Annotated in this window: 22 protein-coding genes; 14 read left to right on the forward strand and 8 right to left on the reverse strand. The window is 69.4% G+C overall.

Going from position 1 to position 22,455, the window contains the following annotated elements:
* The first annotated feature begins 63 nt into the window (after positions 1–63).
* From ACQG07_RS17785 to ACQG07_RS17795, 3 genes are all read left to right on the forward strand, one after another.
* Positions 64–1,008, forward strand: coding sequence for a J domain-containing protein (locus tag ACQG07_RS17785; RefSeq protein WP_079704305.1), 945 nt, complete (start codon positions 64–66; stop codon positions 1,006–1,008).
* An 88-nt stretch (positions 1,009–1,096) separates the two neighbouring features.
* Positions 1,097–2,047: a G5 domain-containing protein gene (locus tag ACQG07_RS17790; RefSeq protein ID WP_426739002.1), complete on the forward strand. Its 951-nt coding sequence runs from the start codon at positions 1,097–1,099 to the stop codon at positions 2,045–2,047.
* A 109-nt stretch (positions 2,048–2,156) separates the two neighbouring features.
* Entirely contained in the window at positions 2,157–2,708 is a 552-nt protein-coding gene (locus tag ACQG07_RS17795) for a type 1 glutamine amidotransferase domain-containing protein (RefSeq protein ID WP_079704303.1), read from the forward strand.
* A gap of 297 nt (positions 2,709–3,005) precedes the next feature.
* On the opposite strand, the gene ACQG07_RS17800 is transcribed toward ACQG07_RS17795, so the two are convergent.
* Positions 3,006–3,269: a GlsB/YeaQ/YmgE family stress response membrane protein gene (locus ACQG07_RS17800; protein WP_079003747.1), complete on the reverse strand. Its 264-nt coding sequence runs from the start codon at positions 3,267–3,269 to the stop codon at positions 3,006–3,008.
* Between the two features lie 96 nt (positions 3,270–3,365).
* A complete protein-coding gene (locus ACQG07_RS17805; protein WP_064294062.1) occupies positions 3,366–3,539 on the reverse strand; it encodes a CsbD family protein in 174 nt (57 codons plus the stop codon).
* Between the two features lie 194 nt (positions 3,540–3,733).
* On the opposite strand from ACQG07_RS17805, the gene ACQG07_RS17810 reads away from it, so the two are divergent.
* A complete protein-coding gene (locus ACQG07_RS17810; RefSeq protein WP_161578587.1) occupies positions 3,734–4,816 on the forward strand; it encodes an alpha/beta hydrolase in 1,083 nt (360 codons plus the stop codon).
* 10 nt (positions 4,817–4,826) lie between these two features.
* Here ACQG07_RS17810 and ACQG07_RS17815 read toward each other — a convergent pair whose 3' ends face one another.
* On the reverse strand, positions 4,827–5,747 hold the full coding sequence (locus ACQG07_RS17815) for a hypothetical protein (RefSeq protein ID WP_274498853.1): 921 nt from the start codon (positions 5,745–5,747) through the stop codon (positions 4,827–4,829).
* A gap of 111 nt (positions 5,748–5,858) precedes the next feature.
* On the reverse strand, positions 5,859–6,632 hold the full coding sequence (locus ACQG07_RS17820) for a lysophospholipid acyltransferase family protein (RefSeq protein ID WP_192003985.1): 774 nt from the start codon (positions 6,630–6,632) through the stop codon (positions 5,859–5,861).
* A gap of 119 nt (positions 6,633–6,751) precedes the next feature.
* On the opposite strand from ACQG07_RS17820, the gene ACQG07_RS17825 reads away from it, so the two are divergent.
* The 4 genes from ACQG07_RS17825 to ACQG07_RS17840 all read left to right on the forward strand — a co-directional run bounded on the left by ACQG07_RS17825 (position 6,752) and on the right by ACQG07_RS17840 (position 10,945).
* Entirely contained in the window at positions 6,752–7,363 is a 612-nt protein-coding gene (locus ACQG07_RS17825) for a TetR/AcrR family transcriptional regulator (RefSeq protein WP_426739003.1), read from the forward strand.
* 158 nt (positions 7,364–7,521) lie between these two features.
* Entirely contained in the window at positions 7,522–7,968 is a 447-nt protein-coding gene (locus ACQG07_RS17830; protein ID WP_426739004.1) for a Fur family transcriptional regulator, read from the forward strand.
* Positions 7,969–8,083: 115 nt separating this feature from the next.
* Complete coding sequence (locus ACQG07_RS17835; RefSeq protein WP_274498851.1) at positions 8,084–9,541, forward strand: catalase; 1,458 nt, start codon at positions 8,084–8,086, stop codon at positions 9,539–9,541.
* Between the two features lie 333 nt (positions 9,542–9,874).
* Complete coding sequence (locus ACQG07_RS17840) at positions 9,875–10,945, forward strand: hypothetical protein (protein ID WP_426739005.1); 1,071 nt, start codon at positions 9,875–9,877, stop codon at positions 10,943–10,945.
* A gap of 73 nt (positions 10,946–11,018) precedes the next feature.
* On the opposite strand, the gene ACQG07_RS17845 is transcribed toward ACQG07_RS17840, so the two are convergent.
* Together ACQG07_RS17845 and ACQG07_RS17850 are read right to left on the reverse strand one after the other, a co-directional pair.
* Positions 11,019–11,231, reverse strand: a complete 213-nt coding sequence (locus tag ACQG07_RS17845; protein WP_079704298.1) for a hypothetical protein — start codon at positions 11,229–11,231, stop codon at positions 11,019–11,021.
* 99 nt (positions 11,232–11,330) lie between these two features.
* The gene (locus tag ACQG07_RS17850) at positions 11,331–11,966 is read right to left on the reverse strand and encodes a uracil-DNA glycosylase (RefSeq protein ID WP_158596626.1); all 636 of its coding nucleotides are present in this window, start codon (positions 11,964–11,966) and stop codon (positions 11,331–11,333) included.
* Positions 11,967–12,102: 136 nt separating this feature from the next.
* On the opposite strand from ACQG07_RS17850, the gene ACQG07_RS17855 reads away from it, so the two are divergent.
* The 3 genes from ACQG07_RS17855 to ACQG07_RS17865 all read left to right on the forward strand — a co-directional run bounded on the left by ACQG07_RS17855 (position 12,103) and on the right by ACQG07_RS17865 (position 15,463).
* Positions 12,103–13,581 carry an MFS transporter gene (locus ACQG07_RS17855; RefSeq protein ID WP_274498849.1) on the forward strand — a complete coding sequence of 493 codons (1,479 nt, stop codon included), beginning with the start codon at positions 12,103–12,105 and terminating at the stop codon, positions 13,579–13,581.
* A gap of 63 nt (positions 13,582–13,644) precedes the next feature.
* Positions 13,645–14,478, forward strand: coding sequence for a siderophore-interacting protein (locus tag ACQG07_RS17860; RefSeq protein ID WP_426739006.1), 834 nt, complete (start codon positions 13,645–13,647; stop codon positions 14,476–14,478).
* Positions 14,479–14,587: 109 nt separating this feature from the next.
* The gene (locus ACQG07_RS17865) at positions 14,588–15,463 is read left to right on the forward strand and encodes a hypothetical protein (protein ID WP_426739007.1); all 876 of its coding nucleotides are present in this window, start codon (positions 14,588–14,590) and stop codon (positions 15,461–15,463) included.
* 18 nt (positions 15,464–15,481) lie between these two features.
* Here the strand turns inward: ACQG07_RS17865 and ACQG07_RS17870 are convergent, their stop codons facing one another.
* Positions 15,482–15,874, reverse strand: a complete 393-nt coding sequence (locus tag ACQG07_RS17870) for a (deoxy)nucleoside triphosphate pyrophosphohydrolase (RefSeq protein WP_426739008.1) — start codon at positions 15,872–15,874, stop codon at positions 15,482–15,484.
* Positions 15,875–16,088: 214 nt separating this feature from the next.
* Between ACQG07_RS17870 and ACQG07_RS17875 the strand changes: the two genes are divergently transcribed.
* Positions 16,089–19,622 (forward strand): TM0106 family RecB-like putative nuclease, encoded by a 3,534-nt coding sequence (locus tag ACQG07_RS17875; RefSeq protein ID WP_426739009.1) that lies wholly within the window; start codon positions 16,089–16,091, stop codon positions 19,620–19,622.
* On the opposite strand, the gene ACQG07_RS17880 is transcribed toward ACQG07_RS17875, so the two are convergent.
* Positions 19,597–20,220 (reverse strand): NAD(P)H-dependent oxidoreductase, encoded by a 624-nt coding sequence (locus ACQG07_RS17880; protein WP_426739010.1) that lies wholly within the window; start codon positions 20,218–20,220, stop codon positions 19,597–19,599. The two genes, ACQG07_RS17875 and ACQG07_RS17880, sit on opposite strands and share 26 nt — an antisense overlap.
* Before the next feature lie 93 nt (positions 20,221–20,313).
* Here ACQG07_RS17880 and ACQG07_RS17885 point away from each other — a divergent pair, with 93 nt between their 5' ends.
* Positions 20,314–20,895, forward strand: a complete 582-nt coding sequence (locus ACQG07_RS17885; RefSeq protein ID WP_274498844.1) for a TetR/AcrR family transcriptional regulator — start codon at positions 20,314–20,316, stop codon at positions 20,893–20,895.
* A 143-nt stretch (positions 20,896–21,038) separates the two neighbouring features.
* On the forward strand, positions 21,039–22,455 hold a 1,417-nt coding region (locus ACQG07_RS17890), incomplete at its 3' end, for a trypsin-like peptidase domain-containing protein (protein WP_426739011.1).

Consider the following 22,455-nt stretch of genomic DNA (forward strand, 5'->3'; position numbering starts at 1 on the left):
GGTGATGGCGATAGTCTGCCGTGTCGGACCGACCGACGCCGCCGACGAAAGCGACCACCCTCCATGCCGGAGAGCCCACTCTCAGCCAGCCCGTACGAGGTGCTCGGCGTGAGCACGACGGCGACGCAGGACGAACTCCGGAGGGCCTACCGACGGCTCATGCGCGAGACCCACCCCGACCTCGGCGGAAGCGCGCGGCAGTTCAACGCCGTCCAGCTCGCCTGGGAGCGCGTCGGAACCGAGCAGGACCGGGCCGCCTACGACCGCGGGCGCAACGTTCCGTCCTCCGACGCGGGCGACGACGACGCTCCGACCTGGTCGGCGTCGACCACTGGTCGGTCGGGTACGCAGCGCGCCGACTCACGCCCTCGCGCTCGTGCCTACGGACACCCCGGCGGCGACTCGCGGGAGGCCTACCTCGGGCTCATCCGGGAGTGGGTCGGCCGTGGTGTCCCGCTCGACGACCCCTACGACCCGAAGCTCGTCCGCTCGGCTCCGCGCGAGATCCGGCACCAGTTGGCCAACGCGCTCGCCGAGGAGCAGACGGCGCGCACCGTGGCGACGCTCGGCATCGGATACACGGTCTGGCACGACGTCCTGGCGCCGGGCGAGGCGAAGCTCGACCACGTCGTCCTCGGCCCGACCGGCCTCTTCGCGGTCAAGTCGGAGGACTGGGGTGGGCCGGTCCGGGTGCACCGTGGAGAGGTCGTCGGGGAGACGCTCGATCCTCGCGAGGAGCCCGTCCGGTCGATCGTGCGCTCGGCTCGGACCGTCGCGAAGGCGGCGCGGGTGAAGTTCACGGCTTCCGTCATCGTCGTGCCGGACGGCGCCACCCCGGAGTCGGTGGAGTTCATCGGTCGCAAGCATCCGGTGACGGTCCTCGTCGAGCGCTCCCGCCTGGCCGACCTCCTCCGCACCGGTCTCCCGGGCGTCGACCGCATGGGCGGCAACCAGCTGTTCGACATCCGCACGCGTCTGCAGCAGACCATCCGCTTCGTCGGCCTCTGACACGCGCCGTGACACGGCACGGGAGGAATCCCCTCCCGCCCCACTCGGGGACCTTGTGCCGTCGTGCTCCGGGCCCCAGCATCAGGGCATGACTTCTCCCGCAGGCTGGTATCCCGATCCCGAGCAGCCCGGCCGGCAACGATGGTGGACCGGAGTCGGCTGGGGTGGGCAACGCATGCCGGCGGCCGTGCCCGCTCCCCCGGTCGCAGTCCCTGCCGCTGTCCCTGCTGCTGCCGGGGCAACCCGGACACGCCGCCTCGGTCCGCTCCACATCGTCCTGCTCAGCCTGGTCGGAGCACTGTTGCTCGTCAGCGCCGTCGGTGGCGCGTTCTGGGCGATGCTCGCACTCGTCGCCCTGGTGGCCGTGGTGATCGGCGTGGTCGCGCTCGTCCGTGGTCGCGTCTCCTCCCTCGGGATCCGCAACCGCGGGATCGCGGCCGCCGTGATCGGTGCCGCTCTGTGCCTGGTCGTCGTGGGCGGAAGCGCCAACGCAGCCATCCACCCGGTCGGGCCCCGGCCCGCGGCGCTGCTGTCGGCGCCGGAAGGGACGTCCGTCGCCAAGCCGAGTGCCACGCCGACCCCCACCCCGACCGACCTCGTCAGCGAGGTGACCGAGGTGGTGGAGATCCCGTTCGCGGTGACCGAGGTGCAGGATCCGAACATCGACGTCGGTCAGGTCGTCGTGACGACCACGGGCGTCCCCGGGCAGCAGACGAACACCTACCGCGTCACCACGCGAGCCGGGGTCGAGATCGCTCGAGAGCTCGTCGCACAGCTCGTGTCGGTCCAACCGGTCGCGCAGGTGACGTCCGTCGGGACGCGGCAACCCGCTCCGCCGCCTCCCGCCCCCGTCGCTGATCCGGCAGGCGGAGGGTGCGACCCGAACTATGAGGGGCAGTGCGTTCCGATCGCCAGCGACGTCGACTGCGCCGGGGGAAGCGGCAACGGACCGGCGTACACGCCCGGCCCGGTGTACGTCGTCGGGAGCGACGTCTACGACCTCGATCGGGACGGCGACGGCATCGCCTGCGACGCCTGAGCAACCCCGTTCGCGTTCGGCGGAAGCTCGGGTCCGAGACGTGGAGCCGAGCGTATCGTCGCTGGCGAGGCGCCGGACGGTGCCTCGACGCTGACGGATTGGAGCGACGATGAGCGCAGCACTCAACGGCAAGCAGGTGGCCTTCCTGCTCACGGACGGCTACGAGGACAGTGAACTGACGAGCCCCTGGGAGGCGGTCACCGGAGCCGGAGCGACCGCCCGACTGGTGTCGCCCGCCACCCAGGACGTGACCGGCAAGAACGGACACGTCCAGCCCGTCGACGTCGCGGTCGCCGAGGCCTCCTCCGACGATTACCACGCACTCGTGCTGCCCGGAGGCGTCGTCAACGCTGACGACCTCCGCGTGGACGAGACCTCGATCGCCTTCGCGAAGGCGTTCTTCGAGCAGGGCAAGCCGGTCGGGGTCATCTGCCATGGCGCATGGATCCTCATCGAGGCGGACGTCGTCCGCGGTCGTGAGCTCACGAGCTACCCGAGCCTCAAGACGGACCTGCGGAACGCGGGTGCATCCTGGGTGGACGAGGAGGTCGTCGTCGACCAGGGACTCGTCTCGAGCCGGACGCCCGACGACCTCCCGGCCTTCAACGCGAAGCTCGTCGAGGAGATCGGCGAAGGCGAGCACGAGGGCCAGCACGCCTGACTCCGGTCGCAACGCGACGCACGAACGCCCGGTCCTGGTGGACCGGGCGTTCGTCCGTGCGGGTCAGGCCCAGCCGCAGATCGCGCGGAGCAGCTCGAGCAACTTTCGGTAGAAGTCCATGAGACCACCTCCTCTCATATCAGATACTGAAATCAAACATCAGTCATCCTGACAGAGCTCAGGAGGTCGCACAGTCCCCGGAACGGCGGACACCGTGCGATCGCAAATCTCCCTCCGACACGCACGAACGCCCGACCCCTTGGAGGGGCCGGGCGTCCGAGTGCTGTGTGGAGGCGCTTACGCCTTCTTGTTGCGGGTCAGTGCGCCGTAGATGAGGAGCACGACGATCGATCCGCCGATGGCGAGGAGCCACGTCTGCAGCGAGAAGAACTCCTGCAGGTTCGCGCCGAAGAGGATGCCGCCGAGCCAGCCGCCGAGCAGTGCTCCGACGACGCCGAGCAGCAGCGTGATCAACCAGCCGCCGCCCTGGCGGCCCGGAAGGATTGCCTTGGCGATGGCGCCGGCGATGAGGCCGAGCAGCAGGAAGCCGAGAAAACTCATGATGTCTCCAAATGTGATTGCTGGATCGAACGGGGTGCCGGTCGACCGTGTTACCGCCCCCGCCGGTGGGCGGGGGCAGCCACTGTATCGCGAGGACTAGTGCTTGAACGCGTCCTTGACATTCTCGCCGGCCTTCTTGGCATCGGCCTTCGTCTGGTCGGCCTTGCCCTCTGCGACCTTGCTGTCGTCGCCGGTGACCTTGCCCAAGGCTTCCTTCGCCTTGCCCGCGAGGTCCTCAGCTGCGTTCTGGATCTTGTCCGATGCACTCATGGCGTTCTCCTTCGTCTGCGTTGGAAACCGGTGATGATGTCCGGTCATCGGGTAAGACGCAGCTCGGCGGGTATTCGTCACGAAATCCGTCGAAAAACTTCCGGGACGCCGCCGGTGTCCGATCGAATGCGAGACTGGAGGTTCGTGTTCCGCCAGGCAGCGCCGCCGTCCAGACCCGCCAGGAGGTGAATCGCTTGAGGACAGCACCCCCTCGCTCGGGCTTCGCGCGCTTCCTGCGTGTCGTCCGCAACACGATGTTCTGGATCATCGGCGTGATCCTCGCCATCGCGTTGGTGATCTTCGTCTGGTTGCAGCTGACCCCGTGGCCGGGCTCGATGGTCATCCGCATGGCGTTCGACGAGCGGGCGAAGGTCGTGCAATCCGACCTCGTGAAGTACGTCCCCGACGGTGTCGACGTCCGACAGGACATCCCGTACCGCTCCGGCGACGCGGACGCGCTGCTCGACGTCTACACGCCCGACGGGGTGCGCGGCAGTGGTGCCGCCCTCCCGACGATCGTGTGGGTGCACGGTGGAGCGTGGATCTCCGGTAGCAAGGAACTCATCTCCAACTACATGCGCGTGCTGGCCGGCGAGGGGTACACGGCGATCGCGGTCGAATACACGATCGCGCCCGAGGGTCAGTACCCGTTGCCCATCGAGCAGGTCGCCGACTCGCTCGGCTACCTCGACGCCAACGCTCGCGCGCTCAACGTGGATTCGTCCAAGCTCATCCTCGCCGGCGACTCCGCCGGTGCCCAGATCGCCGCCCAGGTCGCGAACGTGGTCACGAGCTCCGAGTACGCCAGCTCCATCAAGGTCGAATCGCCGATCGAACCGGAGCAGCTCGCCGGGGTGGTCCTCGCCTGCGGGGCCTACGACCTCAGCCTGGTCAACGCCGAAGGCAGCTTCGGGTGGTTCCTCGACACGGTGCTGTGGTCGTACTTCGGAGCGCGCGACTACAAGACCCGGCCGGAGGTGGCGTCCGCGTCCGTCGTCGACTATCTGACGGCGAAGTATCCACCGACGTACATCACGGTCGGCAACTGGGATCCCCTCTACCCGCAGTCGGTCGAGTTCAAGGCGAAGCTCCAGGGCCTCGGTGTGGACGTGCAATCGATGATCTTCAACCCGGACTTCCGGCCAGGGCTCGAGCACGAGTACCAGTTCCTGCTCAACGACCAGGGTCGGTTCAACCTCCAGCGCATGGACGCCTTCATCGACGGCGTCACCGACACGAGCCTGCCGTTCGGGCAGCAGGGTCCGCCCGTCCGCTGAACGACCTGTGTCAGGGGAGGCGGATGCGGTCGCCGTCCTCGACGAGACGACCGTGAAGCACCGCCTGGGCGAGCGTCAGGTCGAGCCATCGTCGAGCGGTCTCACCGAGGCGACCGTAGCCGAGCACCGACGCCGCCTGCATCGGCAGCTGCTCGCGGTCGACCTCGTGCGCGGGGCTCGCGGTGATCACGAGCTCCATGGCGTTGCAGATCTCCGCGGGACTGATGTCGGTGACCGCGCGGTGGTCGCGATGCACGACCCGGCGGACGCCTCGCCACGTGACGACGTCGAGTCCGGTGGGCCAGGCGAAGCCGTTCTGGACGACGAACGCCTCCGTCACCAGCGCTGACAGCTCGGTGCGCGACTCCTCGGACGGTCGGTCGACGCCGAAGCGCCGGGCCACGATGGTCACGAGTCGCGGGACGGCGATCGGGCCCTCGGTCGTGAGGATCGCCGACGCGACGCGGGTCACGGCGGCCTTCGTCAGCTCGAGGTTGTCGAGGACGGACGCCGGGCCGATGACGGAGTCGTCGGCGAGCTCGAAATCGGTGATGGCGACGCTCAGGGGGACGACCTGGGCCGACGCGGTGACGGGGAGGGCGACCGGGTCGACCAGGCCGGTCGTGGACCGGTCCCGGGCTGGTGCTGCCCCGTCGACGTCCGGGCCGGCGACGGGTGTCCGGGGTGCGTTCGCCTCGCGGTCGTCCAGCGGCTCCGAGCCGGTGGATTGCTGCGCAGGGGGCGTCGGCGTCGTCCGCGGCGCGGGATCCGGCGTGCGCCGCGGCGAGTGGTCCGCTGAGGACTCGGCGTCGTCCGTGTCCGGTGCGGCCGGCGTCGAGGGATCCTCCGCGAGCGCACGTTCAGCGCGTTCGCGCCACGCCTTCGGAAGCCATGTCGACTTCGCGACGAAGCCGTTCCACCCGCGACTCACGGTGCCACGCTCCGCTCGGGACGCGGGCTGGCAGAGCGACGATGCCCTGCTGGGTGGGTCGTCGAGGTCAGAGGTGGCACCTCCACAGGATAGACCGCGGCGGACGTGCGCTCAGCTCGCCGTCTGTCGACGCGCCTCGCGTCGGCGCTCGCGTTCGAGGTCGGCGGCTGCAGCCTCGGCGGGCGTCGGCGCCGTTCCGCCCAGGGCGCGAGGTTGCCACCACGCCCCGGTCCCGTCGACGGGATAGTCGCGTTGCAGTTCGTCGACCATGCCCTGCAGGCGGTCGCGGAGCTGCTCGGTGCTCGTTCCGACGTCGTCGCCGGGCGCGACGATGATCGGCTCGCCGAACGAGAAGTGCACGGGGACCCCGAACCGCTCGCGGAAGCCGACCCGGTGGTTCTTCGTCAGGAGGCGATGACCGCCCCAGACCGCGACGGGGATGATCGGCACGCCGGCCTCCTGCGCGAGGCGGACTGCGCCCGACTTGAGGTCGCGGACGGTGAACGAGGCGCTGACGCCGGCCTCGGGGAAGACCCCGACGAGCTCGCCGCTGCGGAGCGCTGCGACGGCGTCGGCGTAGGCGGCCGCGCCGGCGCGCATGTCGACCGCGATGTGCCGCATGCTCCGCAGGAGGCGGCCCACGACGGGCTGGTCGAAGGCGCCCTGCTTGGCCATGAAGCGGATACGGCGGCGGTTGTGGAGCACGGTCGCCCACTCGACGAGTGCGAACTCGAGGTACCCGAAGTGGGTCATCGCGATCACCGCGCCACCCTCGTCGGGCAGGTGTTCGATGCCGGTGGTGTGACGGCGCAGGCGCCAGAAGCCGAAGAGGGAGCGACCGACACCGACAGCGGCGTCGTAAACGGGCTCGATGCGGCGTCTCATGGCGACACCGTACGACAGCGACCTGGGGAAGTGCCGGGGTGGACACCTGAGGAAGGAGCGGGCTAGGGGCGCCTCGGGAACCCTTCTCCGGCGGTCCTCACGCCCGATACGATCGCAGGATGACGGTGACGCAGACGGGCCGCTCCCGCGGCAGCTACGCCAAGACGGCGGCAAGACGTCGGGAGATCCTCGAGGCGGGGATGGACGTCTTCGCCGAGCAGGGGTTCCGCAGTGGATCGCTCCGTGAGGTCGCGGAGCGCGTGGGCATGAGCCAGGCCGGCCTCCTCCACCACTTCTCGACCAAGAACGACCTGCTCGCCGCGATCCTCGACTTCCGGGACGACCGGGATCGCGAGGAGTCCGGCATCGAGATCGGGAGCGGCATCGAAGGCATCCGCGGGCTCCTCCGCCTCGTCGAGCACAACATGCGCGTCCCCGGCCTCGTCGAGCTCCACTGCGTCCTGTCCGCCGAGGCGACCTCACCGGACCACCCGGCGCACGAACACTTCGTCCGGCGGTACAGCTGGTTGATCGACGGGATGACCGTCTCCTTCGAGGTGATGGCGCGCGAGGGCCAGCTGGCGGCCGGCGTCGAGCCCGCGAGCGCGGCACGCATGCTCATCGCGATGATGGACGGTCTCCAGCTGCAGTGGCTGCTCGATCGTGATTCGGTGGACATGGCCGAGGAGACCCGACGTTCGCTGCGGCCGCTGTTGACCGTCGAGCTGTAGCACGGCACTCCCCCGGCCGTGATCGGGATCTCTCCACATCCGGCGGTGTCCACCGGTCCACCACTCATATCTGATATTAGAGTTGGACTGGCTGCGGGGCAACGTGGAGGGGAAGTCCTTATTTTGACTAATTCAAAACAACTGGGTACGGTGGCTGCATGAACGGATCGGAGGTGGAGCCGGCGGCGTTCGACTTCAACACGAAGATCCGGGCAGCCGGGCTGCGGGTGACAACGGGACGCCTCGCCGTCCTCGAGATCCTCGCCCGGACACCGCACGCCGACGTGGAGCAGGTGGTCGCGTCCTTGAAGCCGCGAGCCCCGCAAACCTCCCCACAGGCCGTGTACAGCGTGCTCAACGCCTTCGTCGCGGCCGGCCTCGTGCGCAGGATCGAACCGGACGGCCATCCCGGCCGGTACGAGCTGCGCGTCGACGACAACCACCATCACCTGGTGTGCAGCTCATGCGGCGCCGTGGTCGACGTCGACTGCACGCAGGGTGCGGCACCATGCATGCACCCCGACGACACGGCTGGGTACGTCATCGACACGGCCGAGATCACGTTCTGGGGAGTATGCCCCGCGTGCCAGGCGGATGCCGCCTGACGCCGTTCCACAGACCCCTCGACGGCACCTCCATGCCGATCGTCAGCTGACACCGCCAAGGTGGCAGTGCTGAATCCATCCGACCGTCCGACCAGCCCCACCCTCGAGGAGAGACATGTCCGAGACCAGCTACACCACCACCAACAGCGGAGCACCCGTCGCGAGCGACGAGCATTCGCAGAGCGTCGGCGCAGACGGAGCGATCGCGCTCCACGACCACTACCTGGTCGAGAAGCTCGCGCAGTTCAACCGCGAGCGGGTGCCGGAGCGCGTCGTCCACGCCAAGGGCGGCGGTGCGTTCGGACGGTTCGTCACGACCGGCGATGTCTCCCAGTTCACGCGCGCCGCGCTGTTCCAGCCGGGCGTCGAGACCGAGATGCTCGCACGCTTCTCCACCGTCGCCGGTGAGCAGGGCAGCCCCGACACCTGGCGCGACCCCCGTGGCTTCGCGCTGAAGTTCTACACGAGCGAGGGTAACTACGACCTCGTCGGCAACAACACGCCGGTGTTCTTCATCCGCGACGGCATCAAGTTCCCCGACTTCATCCGCTCGCAGAAGCGTCTCCCGGGCTCGCACCTGCGCGACCACGACATGCAGTGGGACTTCTGGACGCTCTCCCCCGAGAGCGCGCACCAGGTCACCTGGCTCATGGGCGACCGCGGTCTGCCGGGCTCCTGGCGCCACATGGACGGCTTCGGGTCGCACACCTACCAGTGGGTCAACGCCGCAGGCGAGCGGTTCTGGGTGAAGTACCACTTCAAGACCGACCAGGGCATCGAGATCCTCACGCAGGACCAGGCCGACCAGATCGCCGGCGAGGACGCCGACTTCCACATCCGCGACCTCTCCGAGGCCATCACGCGAGGGGAGCACCCGAGCTGGACGCTCTCCGTGCAGGTCATGCCCTACGCCGACGCCGCGGGCTACCGCTTCAACCCGTTCGACCTCACCAAGGTCTGGCCGCACAGCGACTACCCGCTCATCGAGGTCGGCAAGATGACCCTCGACCGCAACCCGGAGAACTACTTCGCGCAGATCGAGCAGGCGACCTTCGCGCCGTCGAACTTCGTCCCCGGAATCGCTGCGAGCCCCGACAAGATGCTCCTGGCCCGCATCTTCAGCTACGCGGACGCACACCGATACCGCGTGGGCACCAACCACGCACAGCTGCCGGTCAACGCGCCGCACGCGCCGGTGCACACGTACTCGAAGGAAGGCGCCATGCGCTACACCTTCAACGACGCGGACGCGCCGGTCTACGCACCCAACTCGGTCGGTGGCGCCCACGCCGACCCTGCGCGTGCCGCTGAATCCAACGGCTGGCAGTCCGACGGCGAGCTCGTGCGGGCAGCCGCGACGCTGCACGCCGAGGACGACGACTTCGGCCAGGCCGGGACCCTCGTGCGCGAGGTGCTCGACGAGGCCGCCCGCGACCGTCTCGTCGGCAACATCATCGGCCACGTCTCGAAGGTGACGCGCCCCGAGCTCCGTGCGCGGGTCATCGCCTACTGGACCGCCGTCGACGGCACGCTGGGCGCGCGCGTCGCAGCCGGCCTCCCGCCGCTCGTCTAGAGCCCGCCCCCGAGAGCGCAGAAACGGTCGCCATTCCTCATGGATGGCGACCGTTTCTGCGCTCTGGCGGGTCGATCGACAGCCTGTGGAGAACTTCTGCGACCAAGGGCGTCCCTTCGCTAGCGTGATGGGTCGAGTGCGCAGGGGGGTCGGGCGATGGTTTCAGGCGTGGCGACCGACGATCGGAGCAGTGGCTCGAAGCACACCATTCTGGAGCGTGTCCTTCGTATCCCCGCAGCATGTCGAGCCCATGATCCATGGTGGGGTGTGCTCAGTGGCCGCCGTCCGAGTACGCGACTGACGCCCTATCGTCGAGTGGTCGAATTCGCCGTCGTGAGCATCCTGTCGCTGATCGGCGCCGGTCTGAACCTCGGGGTCACGCTCGGCCTGATCACGATACCGATTCCGCCCTTCGGCTCCGGTTGGCTGACGGCGGGCCTCGTGTCGGCGAGTGTTCTGCTGTTCCTCCTGACGTGGATGATGCCGAGCTACGCCATCGAACCGGGCCCGGATGCGGCCTTGGTGGGTGTTCCTCAGGTGTTCGTCGTCGCCGCTACACCGCACGGCCGGCGGCGGGGTCTGCTCGCCATTGCTCGATTCGAGCATCACACCGCCTCGCAACCCATGATGTTCGGATTCGCCGACGGAACGAGCCGAGCCGTGGCGAGGAACGACCGCTTCGCGATCGCGACTCCGCGAGACCTGTACCGCGTGTTCCGTCGACCCTCGCTCGACATCAGCCGCGGGCAATATCCAGCGTTGGACGAGTACCAGCTGGCCGTGCTCGCTGAGGTCTGGAACGGCTCACGGGTGCGCCATCGCGAAGTCGTCGCCGGCACCGCGATCGAATCCGAGCTGAGGGCGCTGCCGGTGGGCGTGTCCGCGGTGCTGGACGGACTGCAGTCTCGCCGATTGATCAAGGGACGACGACACGGTGTCCTGCGTCGCACGGTCGAATACAGCATCACCGGATCAGGCGAGACGGTCTTGGCCCAGATGCTCCGCGAACGAGGAATCGAGATCTACATGGGTGCGAACCGGGAACGACCGATCACCATCACGAACGGCAGCGGTGTGGTCGTCGTCGGTGGGTCGAACACCAACGTGACACAGGTGGGGAACCGGTCCCCCGCCTGGTCCGGTCTGATCCCGTCCGACCATCTCCGTACCGTGCTCGAGGCGAAAGGTGCGATCGCTTCGCGGCTCGACCATCTCGATCATCTCGATCGAATCGACTTCGACTGCGCAGCCTCCGAGCTGGAGACCGAGCTCGAGTCCGCGGCGCCTGATGCGGATCGCCTCATGAGAGCGACGCGGGCGGTGCTCCGAATCGGTCGCGACGTCGGGGTGTCCGTGGTCGGTTCCGCCGTCTGGGGAGCGCTGATCGCCTGGGCGGGGCTCTGACGTCCCCGCGAGAGCGCAGCAACGGTCGCCATCCTTCGCGGATGGCGACCGTTTCTGCGATCTCGCGGGGACGTCAGACGCCCATCGGGCCGCCGCCACGGCGCGGAACACCGCCGGTGCCTTCGGCCAGGCCTCTCGCGCGTTCGCGCTCGACCTCCGCGTCGTTGTCGTGCGAATGGTGTTCGTCGGCCGAGCGCGCGGCGCGGTCTCGCCGTGACACGTACCAGACGGCCGCGATCGCCAGGAGGACGAGCGCGGCGAGGATGACGATGGTGCCGATGTCCATGTGATGCTCCTCTCCTCGTCCATCGACCCTAACGAGGCCTCGGATGCACGCAACCCCCTCGTCCGGCGGGCGAGGGGGTTGCGGAACAGGGGTATGTGATCAGCCGGCGACCTGTTTGGCGCGGGCGAAGACCTTCTCGATCTCCTCGCGACGACCCGGCTGCTTCAGCGACAACGGCGAGGGGTGCGGAGCGTTGAAGGCGCTGTAGGTGTTGCCGAGCAGGGGCTCGACGTGCTTCCACCAACCGTCCTGGGCGTGGGGTCCGCAGAGGACGACGACGCGCAGGTTCTTGAGGAGGGGCAGGAGGGCGCGCAGTTCCATCGCTCCCTGAGCGACCTCGGGCGCGTTCGGCTTCTTCCGCCCGGCGCTCAGGTACCACGGGACGATGTTCCAGACCATGACGTCGTCGAAGCCGATGTCGTTCCGCAGATTCCAGAGGCTCTCGGCGATCGGGTCGTCGTTGTCGACCGAGGCGAAGCCGGATCCCGGGGCGTCGAGGCTGTCGGGGGCCAGGGTCCCCGGGGCGTCGAGGAGGATCAGTGTCTTCGCGTTGACGGCCGCATCGGCCGGGTCGACGAGCGGGAGGACGAGGTCCGCCTGCCGCCGTCCTCGGCGGGTCATCATCGCGTCCGACCAGTCGCGCAGCGGCGCGAGTGCCGGCGACTCGGCCAGCATGCGGTGTCGTTCGGCCAGTTCGTCGGGGTCTTGCAGCCCGCGAGGGGCATCCATATGCATCTTCCGAGCGTAGCCCGTGACGGCTGCCCCGTCATCGTCTGAGCCGGTTCTGAGGGTGAAGATGCTGCACAGGACGGCGGATCCGCGCCCGTCAAGCCGGGGTGGACCGGGTTGACGCGGGCCTAGGCTGGCCAGGATGACTGACGAGCGAACCGCCCCCGACGACCGGACGAAGTGGCGCGCGTTCGCCATCTGCGTGTCGGTCGCCGCCCTCACGATCCTCGACCTCTCGAAGGTCAACGTCGGACTGCCGTCGATCGAGGAGGCGCTCGACGCCGGCCCGACCGCCCTGCAGCTGATCGTCGCCGGGTATGCCCTGGCCTTCGGTCTGATCCTCGTGCCCGCCGGGCGCTACGGCGACCTGCACTCGCGGCGTCGCATGTTCATGATCGGCCTGAGCGTGTTCGGGGCGGCCAGTCTCGCCTGCGCCGTCGCACCGAGCGTCGGCATCCTCATCGGCGGGCGGATCCTCCAGGGCATCGCCGCGGGTCTGCTGATGCCGCAGGTCATCGGGCTCATCCAGCAGTTGTTCGTGGGGAAGGAGCGCGGCCGCGCTTTCGGTCTCTTCGGAGCCATCATCGGCCTCTCGACGGCGTTCGGACCGACGCTCGGCGGTCTGCTCATCGCCATCGGCGGCCCGGAGGACGGCTGGCGCCTGCTCTTCTGGATGAACGTCCCGCTCGCGATCATCCTGTTGCCGATCGCCGCCCGACTGCTGCCCAAGCAGCAGCCGCACGAGGCGGGTGCCGGATCGCTCGACCCGGTGGGCATCGTGTTCCTCGGTCTCGCCGTGCTGTCGCTCATGCTGCCGTTCGTCCTGACGACCGGTTCTCCGGGCGACGATCCGGCGCGCTGGTGGTTGCTGGTCGCGTTCGCCGTCTTCGCCGGCCTCTTCGCCTGGTGGGAGGGTCGCTATCAACGCGCCGGGAAGACACCCGTCGTCGACTTCTCCCTGTTCAAGCTCGGCAGCTACCGCAATGGCGTCCTGATCTCCACGACGTACTTCGCGGCGATGCCGGCCACGTTCCTCACGCTCACGCTGTTCGTGCAGCAGGGGCTCGGGCTCGAGCCGGTCTTCGCGGGCATGATCACGATCCCGTTCGCCCTCGCCTCGGCCGTCAGCTCGTGGTTGAGCGGTCGGGTCGTCGACCGACTCGGACGTCCCCTGGTCGTCGGTGGGCTCGTGCTGGTCGTGGTGGGGTTCAGTCTCAACTCACTCCTCGCCTTCATCACGCCCCCGGAGATCACGCCGTACGCGATGGGTGCCGCGATGCTGCTCGCCGGCATCGGCGGCGGCGCGGTCATCTCTCCGAACCAGACGCTGATGCTCGCGGACATCCCCGTGGCCTCCGGTGGTGTCGCCGGATCGATCGGTCAACTCGGCCAGCGCATCGGCACCGCGGTCGGACTCGCCGCCGCGACGGCCACCTTCTACGCGACCGTGTACTCGGAGAACGGCGGCGATGCGTCGGGTGCCTCGCTCGACGTCTATCACGACGCGTATCGCAACAGCACCCTCGTCACGATCGGCTTCGTGGTCGTGGCGCTCGTCTTCGCGCTGCTCGACACCCGTTCGCGGAAGGTCGCCGCCGACACGCCCGGATCCCCCAAGTAAGGGTGACCTGAGTTAGGGTAGCCTCAGTCGCGGCCGTCGGAGCCGCCGGAGGAAGGGGCTCGAGTGGCTCGCACGAATGCCGAGACGGCGCGCATCAAACCTGAGGCGGCGACACTCCTCACGCTGCGGGTCGTCCGCCGCTCGCGTATCTCGCCGAACATCGCCAGGGTCACCCTCGGTGGCGGCGACATAACCGACTTCACGTTCCTCGGTTACGACCAGTGGTTCCGGTTCTTCATCCCGGTCTCCGAGGGCGGGCTCGAGCGGCTGCCGACCAAGCTCGACATGCTGGCCTACGCCAAGTACCTCGCGATCTCCAAGTCGGTGCGACCGGTGCTCCGGAACTACACGGTGCGGGATTACCGGCGCGACGGCCCCGATGGGCCGGAGCTGGACATCGACTTCGTCATCCACGGGTCGGCCGCCGAGGGGACTGCGGGGCCCGCGGCGAGCTGGGCCCAGTCATGCGAGGTGGGCGATGCCGTGGCGCTGCTGGACGAGGGGCGCATGTTCAACCTCCCGGCGGACCTCGACCGGGTGCTGCTGGTCGCGGACGAGACCGGACTCCCCGCCGTCGCAGGCATCCTGACATCGCTTCCGGCGTCGACCGTCGGGACGGCGATCGTCGAGATCCCGTCCGCGGCCGACGCGCAGGACGTGCGAGTGCCGGACGGGGTCGAGCTGCGATGGGTGGTCCGAGAGGATCCGCACGACGTCCCTGGACGAGCGGCGCTGGCCGCCGCGACGGCCCTCGGCGTGCCGCCCGCCCCGTGCTACGGGTGGGTGGTCGGTGAGCAGTCTCTGGCCGCGAACGTGCGTCGGCTCTGGGTCCGTGGTGGCATGCCGAAGGACCGTGTCATGTTCTGCGGCTACTGGAAGGCCGGCAAGGCGCACTGATCGGCCGCCGGTGTCGGCGTTCGCGTCGACCGTACGGTGAATTGGGTCGATCGCCCGAATTCGGGGTGTCCCCGACGCGCTGGGCTGACGGCTCCACTAACCTCACGACATGCCTTCTCCCGCCGGTGCGACCGGAAACACGATCGGCGCGCTGCCGACCGGTGTCGCGACGGGTCTGGTCCGGACGGTGACCGGCGGATCCGCCGACCGGGCGTTCGAGGTCGATGTCCCCGAAACGGCCACGAGGGCTGCGGACACGTCGTCGCACTCGCACGACGCCCTCCGCAGCTGGGACGTCGTCCGCTCCACCTTCCGACCAGGTGAGGCCCTGACCTTCGACGAGCGCTACCGGTACGCCCAGCTCCCCCTGATCGACGCCGACCACCCGCTCGCGCTCGACGCAAGCCCTGACGGCGTCTACCGTGGCGGGCGGTACGCCGAGGCGCGCCTGGCGGTCGTCGTCCCCGTCCCGGTCGAACGACTGTTCGTCGATCCGATCTTCCTGAGCTACGAGGCCGATCTCGCCTCGGCACCCTTCGCCCCCAAACTCGCCCGAGGCATCGAGCTCCGACGCGCCCACCGCTTGCACGCGACGCTCTCGTCCATCGACGCGGACTCCGGGTTCCTCGACGGGCTGCGGACGACCGTCGGCGCGTTCACGCCCTTCCGGGTCAGGCTGGCGGGCCCCGTCATCGGCGGCATCAACCGCGGACGCTGTTACCTCCCCGCCGTCGCGGACGCCTTCGCCCCCATCCAGCGGGCCGTCGGCGGGCGTCCAGCACCGCTCGTCGGGGTGGGCCTGCACCACTTCCGCGATGAGCTCGACGCTGCCGAGACCGCGGCGCTCGCCGCATTCCTCGAGCGTTGGCGCGACGTGACCCTGTTCGAGTGGACGGTCACCGAGCTGGCGATCACCTCGACCAACGACGATCTCGTGCTGAGCGGACGCACGCTCGCGCGCATTCCGCTCCACGCGGCCGACTGACACGCCGCGTCTCCGGGGTCAACTCGCGGTGAGTCTCCTGACCATCGGGAGGTCGGGGGTCGCCCAGTCGAGTTCGCCGAGCTGCTCGCGCGTGACCCAGCGCAGTTCGTCGTGATCGGTGCTGTGGGTCGGGGGCGCACCGCGGAAGACGACCTCGTAGCAGGCGAGGTCGATGACGAGCTCGCCCACGGCGACCGTGGAGCGGTCCAGCAGTGCGCCCACAGCGACGTCGGCGTGGAGCTCCTCGAGCAGCTCGCGAGCCAGCGCGTCCTGCGGCTGCTCATCGGCCTCGACCTTGCCGCCGGGGAACTCCCACCGTCCTCCGGACGCCCGCCCGGGTGCCCGCCGACATGCGAGCACGGTGTCGTCCTGTGAGGCGACACCCGCGACGACCTGGATCGTGGTGGTCATCATGCGCTCCCGTCCCGTGGCGTCGTGGTTGCTGTCCAGGCTAGGGGACGCGGGATCGAGGACGCCCGACGCCGCTCCACAGAGAGCTCCCCCTCGGCTGACGACAGCCTGCGTCCCGCGGCGGTGCTGTGGTCGGTGGTGCGTGCCAGACTGACAGCGATCGGAGGCGGACCAGCCCCCGCAGCAGTCGTCTCGAAAGGCACCCACCGCACCTATGTTCCTCCTCGACGGTTCCGCCATCACGAGCGCCAGCGACCTCTCCAACGCCTCCTACTGCGAGTTCGCCTTCCTGCGCACGGTCGACGCGAAGCTCGGTCGGATCGAACCGATCGTCGAGCCCGAGGACGAGATGCTCATGCGGACCTCCAAGCTCGGCGACCAGCACGAGCTGCGCGTCCTCGAGTCCTACCGCGCCGAGTTCGGTACCGGCGTCGTCGAGCTCGACCGCCCCGACGTCCGAGACGCGGTAGCGCTCGCCGCAGCAGTCCAGTCGACGATCACGGCGTTCCGCGACGGAGCCCCGGTCGTCTTCCAGGCCGCGTTCTTCGACGGATCGTTCATCGGCTTCGCCGACTTCATCGTGCGCCGGCCCGACGGCCGGTATCGCGTGCAGGACACCAAACTCGCGCGCTCACCGAAGGTGACCGCCCTCCTCCAGCTCGCCGCCTACGTGGAGCAGCTGGAGACGGCCGGGATCCCGGTCGACGACGACGTCGACCTCATTCTGGGAGACGGCACCGTCAGCACCCACGCGGTGGCCGACATCCTGCCGGTGTACCGTCGCCGTCGTGCGCGCCTGCTGCGGATCGTCGCCGAACGGCTCGAGGCCGACGGGCCGGTGGCCTGGGGCGACCAGCGCTACAGCGTCTGCGGACGATGCGCGTGGTGCGACGCCGAGATCACGGCCTCACGCGACGTCCTGCTGGTGGCCGGCCTCCGGTTGACGCAGCGCGACCGCCTGCTGGCGGCCGGCATCGCCACGATCGACGATCTGGCGTCGCTCACGCTCACCGGATCGACCGAACGACCGGGGCAGCACGGGCCGTCGGGTGGCGCCGGCGGGACGGTCGACGGCATCGCCGAGAGCACGCTCGCCGCGCTGCGGGAGCAGGCGCACCTGCAGCTCGAGCCGTCACTTGCCGCCGGCGTGCCGGCGTTCCGCGTGCACGACGCCACGGCGCTCGGACTCCTGCCGCAACCCGATCCGGGCGACGTCTTCTTCGACTTCGAGGGCGACCCGCTGTACACCGAGGGCGAGCCGGGCGACGCCCGCCGGGGCGACCGCACGAGGTGGGGGATCGACTACCTGTTCGGTCTCGTCGACACCGACGGCCGGTTCCGATCCTGGTGGGCGCACGACTTCCATGAGGAGCGCACGGCCCTGATCGACTTCCTCGCCTACCTCACCGCCCGTCGTGCCGAGTTCCCGGGCATGCACGTGTACCACTACGCCGCGTACGAGCGGACGCACCTGCTCTCGCTGGCCGCTCGGCACGGCGTCGGGGAGGACACGATCGACGACCTCCTCCGCGAGGCCGTGCTCTTCGACCTCTACCCCTTCGTCCGGAAGACGGTGCGCGTCGGCTCTCGGTCGTACTCGATCAAGAAGCTCGAGCCGCTCTACATGGGCGAGGACCACCGCGACAGCGACGTCACCGACGCCGCGGCATCCATCACCGCCTACGCGGAGGCGCGGGAGCTGAGTCGGAGCGACGACCCGGAGCTCGTCGCCGAAGGCGAACGGAAGCTCGCGGAGATCGCCGAGTACAACGCGTACGACTGCGAGTCGACCCGTCGACTGCGGAACTGGTTGCTCGACCTCGGTGCGGAACGGGGCGTGCTTCCCGGCACCTTCGTCACCGACGCACCCGAGCCCCTCGTGGACGAACCGACGCCGCTCCACGACGCGCTGACGGCGTTGGCCGGAGACCCCCTCGACCCGGAACGCACCGCCGACGCCACCGCGTATGCGCTCGCGGCCGCCGCCATCGACTACCACCGGCGCGAGCACAAGTCGTTCTGGCAGGAGCACTTCTCCCGACTCATCGCCGCGCGCGACGAATGGGAGGACACCCGGAACGTCTTCACCGTCACCTCGGGAGTCGTCGAGCGCGACTGGTTCCGCGAGGGGCGGCAGCGCAGCGACCGCCGTCACGTCCGACTCCGCGGCCGATGGGCTCCCGGCAGCAGTGTGAAGGTCGGCGCCGACCCGTTCGCGGTCTACGACCACCCGGGACCGTACACGCTCCCCCGCGCCGAGCCCGGCTCGCGACCGGCGGGGCAGATCACGGTCCTCGAGGTCGACGACGACTCCCTGCTCATCCAGGAGACGCTCAAGACGGATCGTGAGCCCTACACGGAGCTGCCGGTCGCGCTCACGCCGTCTCCTCCCCCGCGACCCGGAACACAGGTCGATGCGATCGCCGAGTGGGGGCAAGCGGTCCTCGACGCCTCTCCGGAGTGGCCGGACGACGGCGTCGTCGACATCCTGCGGCGACGGCCGCCCCGCACGAGCTCGGGTGAGCCGCTACCCCACCGTGGAGACGGGCGGACGATCGAAGACGTGACCGCCGCATTGCTCGACCTCGACGACTCGGCGCTCGCCGTCCAGGGGCCGCCCGGAACCGGCAAGACCTACGTCGCCTCGCACGTCATCACGGCCCTCGTGCAGCAGCACGGCTGGCGGATCGGGGTCGTGGCGCAGTCGCACGACGTCGTCGAGAACCTCCTCGAGCGCGTCGTGACGGCGGGGCTCTCCCCAGCGCTCGTGGCGAAGACCCTGCGATCCGGTGCCGACCCGGATGCGGAGCGCGGCTACACGGTCCTTCCGGCCAATGGTCATGGCGCGTTCATGGCCGAGCAGGCCGGCGGCTTCGTCATCGGCGGGACGGCCTGGGACTTCAGCAACCCCAACCGGTTCGACCGGAGGTCGCTCGACCTGCTCGTCGTCGACGAAGCCGGCCAGTTCTCGCTCGCGTACACGATCGCGGCGAGCGTCGCCGCGCGGAACCTCCTGCTCCTGGGCGACCCGCAGCAGCTGCCGCAGGTGAGCCAGGGGACGCATCCCGAACCGATCGACACCTCGGCCCTCGGATTCGTGGCCGACGGTCGCGACGTTCTCCCTCCGGAACTCGGCTACTTCCTCCACGAGACCTGGCGGATGGACGCCGCGGTCACCGAGCCGGTCTCGCGCTTGTCGTACGGTGGCGAGTTGCGCTCAGCAGCGGCCACGACGAAGCGGCGTCTGGAGGGTCGTGCGCCGGGACTGCACGTCGTCCCGGTCCACCACGTCGGAAATGCGACGAGTTCGCAGGAGGAGGCCGACCGCGTCGCCGAACTCGTCCGGTCGAGCATCGGGCTCCGCTGGACCGATCCGGATGCCGGCCGCCTCGACGACCCGGTGAGCGAGGCCGACATCATCGTCGTCTGTCCCTACAACGCCCACGTCGCAGTCGTCCGTGCGACGCTCGACGCGGCCGGGTTCGACGCGGTGCGCGTCGGGACCGTCGACAAGTTCCAGGGTCAGGAGGCCGTCATCGCGATCGTGTCGCTGGCCGCGTCCTCCCCCGCCGACGTCCCGCGGGGCATGTCGTTCCTGTTGATGAAGAACCGACTGAACGTCGGGATCTCCCGCGCCCAGTGGGCGGCGTACCTCGTGCACTCCCCCGCGCTCACCGAGTACCTGCCGGTCACGCCGGAGGGTGTCGCCGAGCTCAGCGCCTTCATCCGATTAGTCGACGGCCACTGACCAGCTCCGCCGGGGCTGTGGAGGGGCGAGGATTCCGTCGCGCTGCGTCCGTGCGACCGTTCTGCGCCGCCTTCGCGAGCCACCGCTGACGCTGCTCCACGGTCGAATCCTTCACCCGACCGAACCGGTTCACGGCGACGGGCTTGATCCCGCAGAACCGGAGGGTGGTGGTACGGAGTTGCTTCACCGTCGTGTCGCCGACGAGCGGCAGGTACCACGAGGGCGAGTCCGACGTGACGATCACCCGACCGGTACGGCCCGCCAGCAGCCCCTCAGGGAGGCCGTTCGACCTCATCCGGTAGGCGCGACGGGGCAGCAGTAGGCGATCGAAGAAGCCCTTGAGCAGCGCGGGCACCGACCCCCACCAGACCGGAGCCACGATCACGATGTGGTCCGCGGCGAGGATCTGCTCCCACGCCCGTTCGAGGTCGGGCTCCAGGTCTTGACGGCGGGTGTAACCGAGGCGGAGGTTCGGGTCGAACGCGAGGTCGCGGACGGCGAGGACGGTCGCGTCGCCGTGCGCCTCCGCGTAGCTCGTGGCGAGGGCGGCGCAGAGGGACCCGGGGTTCGGGTGTCCGTCGATGACGAGGGCGGGCATGAGTTCTCCAACAGTTGCAGGTCTGGACAGTGCCAAGAATCTGGACACTGTCCACTTCCGGCCGGAACCGACTCTACGGGTACGATGTTGCTTGTGTCAAGATCGACGACGGCGTACCACCACGGCAACCTCGGGCCGGCGCTCGAAGACGCTGCGCTCGAACTCATGCGGACGCAGGGCCATGCCACGCTGAGCCTGCGAGAGGTCGCACGCCGTGCCGGGGTCAGTCACAACGCGCCGTACCACCATTTCGGCGACCGCACCGCGCTCCTGAAACGGTTGAGCGAACGCGGCATGGCCGAGCTCCTGGACGCCATGCGCGAGGAGCGGCAGGCGACGGCGGGTCGAGACCCACGGGAGGCGGCCGTCCGGATCGGTTCTACGTATGTGCACTACGCGGCGCAGCATCCGGAGCGGTTCCGCCTGATCTACGACCCCGACGTCTGTGTCCCCGGTTCGCCCAGCGAGGCGATGGCGCCACTCATCGGTGGCGTCGAAGCGCTGCTCGCCGAGACGACGGCGTCGCTGGCGCCCGGCGCCGAGCCGCAGGTCATCGCCGCTCTGACCACGGCGGTCTGGGCCGCAGTCCACGGGCTCGCAGAACTCGTCGTCGCCGGACACATCTCCGAGGCGGCGGCCCGACCCGCGCTGGAGGCGTTGCTCACGCGACCCTGAGGTGGCGTCCCGCATGGAGCGTTTGCACGATCATCATCCGGGAAACGGTCGGGAAGCTCAGAGGCCGTTCATGGTCGAACCAGACGATTCACTCGGATTGTGGGAGTCAGATGATCTCAGCACCCCCGCCGAGAGGAATCCCCGTGAACACCACCCCAGATCCAGAACGCCCTGAGTCGCGACCAGCGGACGGCACGCAAGCGCAGCAGCCGTCGCCCGCACCCGACCCGTACCAGCCGCCCACCGGCTCGTATCAGCCCCAGCCCGGGGTGGACGTCACTCCCCCGGCCGGCTACCCCGGCAACACGACCGGCGGCGGTCCACGACGCGAGCCCACGACGCCCTTCGGTTACGCCACGGCTCCCCACGCGACGAGCGGTCACGTGTGGCCCGGTCATCACCAGGGCCCGCAGGGTCAGTACGGACCGTACGCCGCCGGCCAGGGCCAGTACGCGCCCTCCGGCACCTGGCAGCCCCAGCCGTACGGACAGCAGACGATCCCCCAGCCGCTGTCGACCACGGCAAAGAAGCAGCCCATCGGGTGGATCATCGCCGCCGCGACGGCCGCCACGGTCGTGTCCCTCGTGACCGGTGGCCTCGGCCTCGCCTCGCTGGCGGCCGGAGCGTTCCAGAGCGTCGCCGCCTCCTCACAGGTGACGGAGACGGTGCCGGACGAGGGCGGTCAGAGCTTCCGCGCTCCCGGTGGCCAGCCTGGCCCGCAGCAGGCGACGCCGGATGCCGCGACGGCGAACACCCGGAGTGCCACCGCCGCGGAGTCCGTGGGTGTCGTCGACATCGACACCGAGCTGGCCTACCAGGGGGCCGCCGCCGCGGGAACCGGGATGATCCTCACCGCGGACGGCCAGATCCTGACCAACAACCACGTCGTCGCGGGAGCGACGAGCATCGTCGTGACCGTCGTGGCGACCGGGGAGAAGTACGACGCACGCGTCGTCGGGACGGACGCCACGAACGACGTCGCGCTCCTGCAGCTCGACGGCGCCTCGGGACTGGACACCGTGGCGATCGACGACGACGGCGGCGCAGCCGTCGGTGACGCCGTCACCGGGGTCGGGAACGCCGGGGGCACGGGTGGGACACCCAGCGCGGCGGACGGGTCCGTCACCGCCCTCGACCAGGACATCACGGTCCAGGATGAGACGACCGGGGCCGGCAAGCAGCTGACCGGATTGATCCAGACGGACGCGGACATCCAGTCGGGCGACTCCGGCGGGCCGCTCTACGACTCGGAAGGCGAGGTCGTCGGCGTCGACACCGCTGCCTCCTCCGGTGGGACCGACATTGACGGATTCGCCATCCCGATCGACGACGCGTTGTCCATCGTCGACCAGATCCGTACCGGCGTCGAGACCGACACCGTCTCGATCGGCTACCCGGCCTTCATCGGGATCGGTCTGGCCGCGTCCGGCGCAGCCCAGACCGTGCCGGGTGCCGTGGTCGGTTCGGTGATCGAGAACACGCCGGCGGCGTCGATCGGCCTCGCAGCCGGCGATGTCATCACCGGCCTCAACGGTGTCGCCATCGATTCCGCTCAGACCC

Origin of the sequence: Plantibacter sp. 2H11-2, from assembly GCF_050031945.1 — a bacterium.
Lineage (GTDB): Bacteria > Actinomycetota > Actinomycetes > Actinomycetales > Microbacteriaceae > Plantibacter > Plantibacter auratus.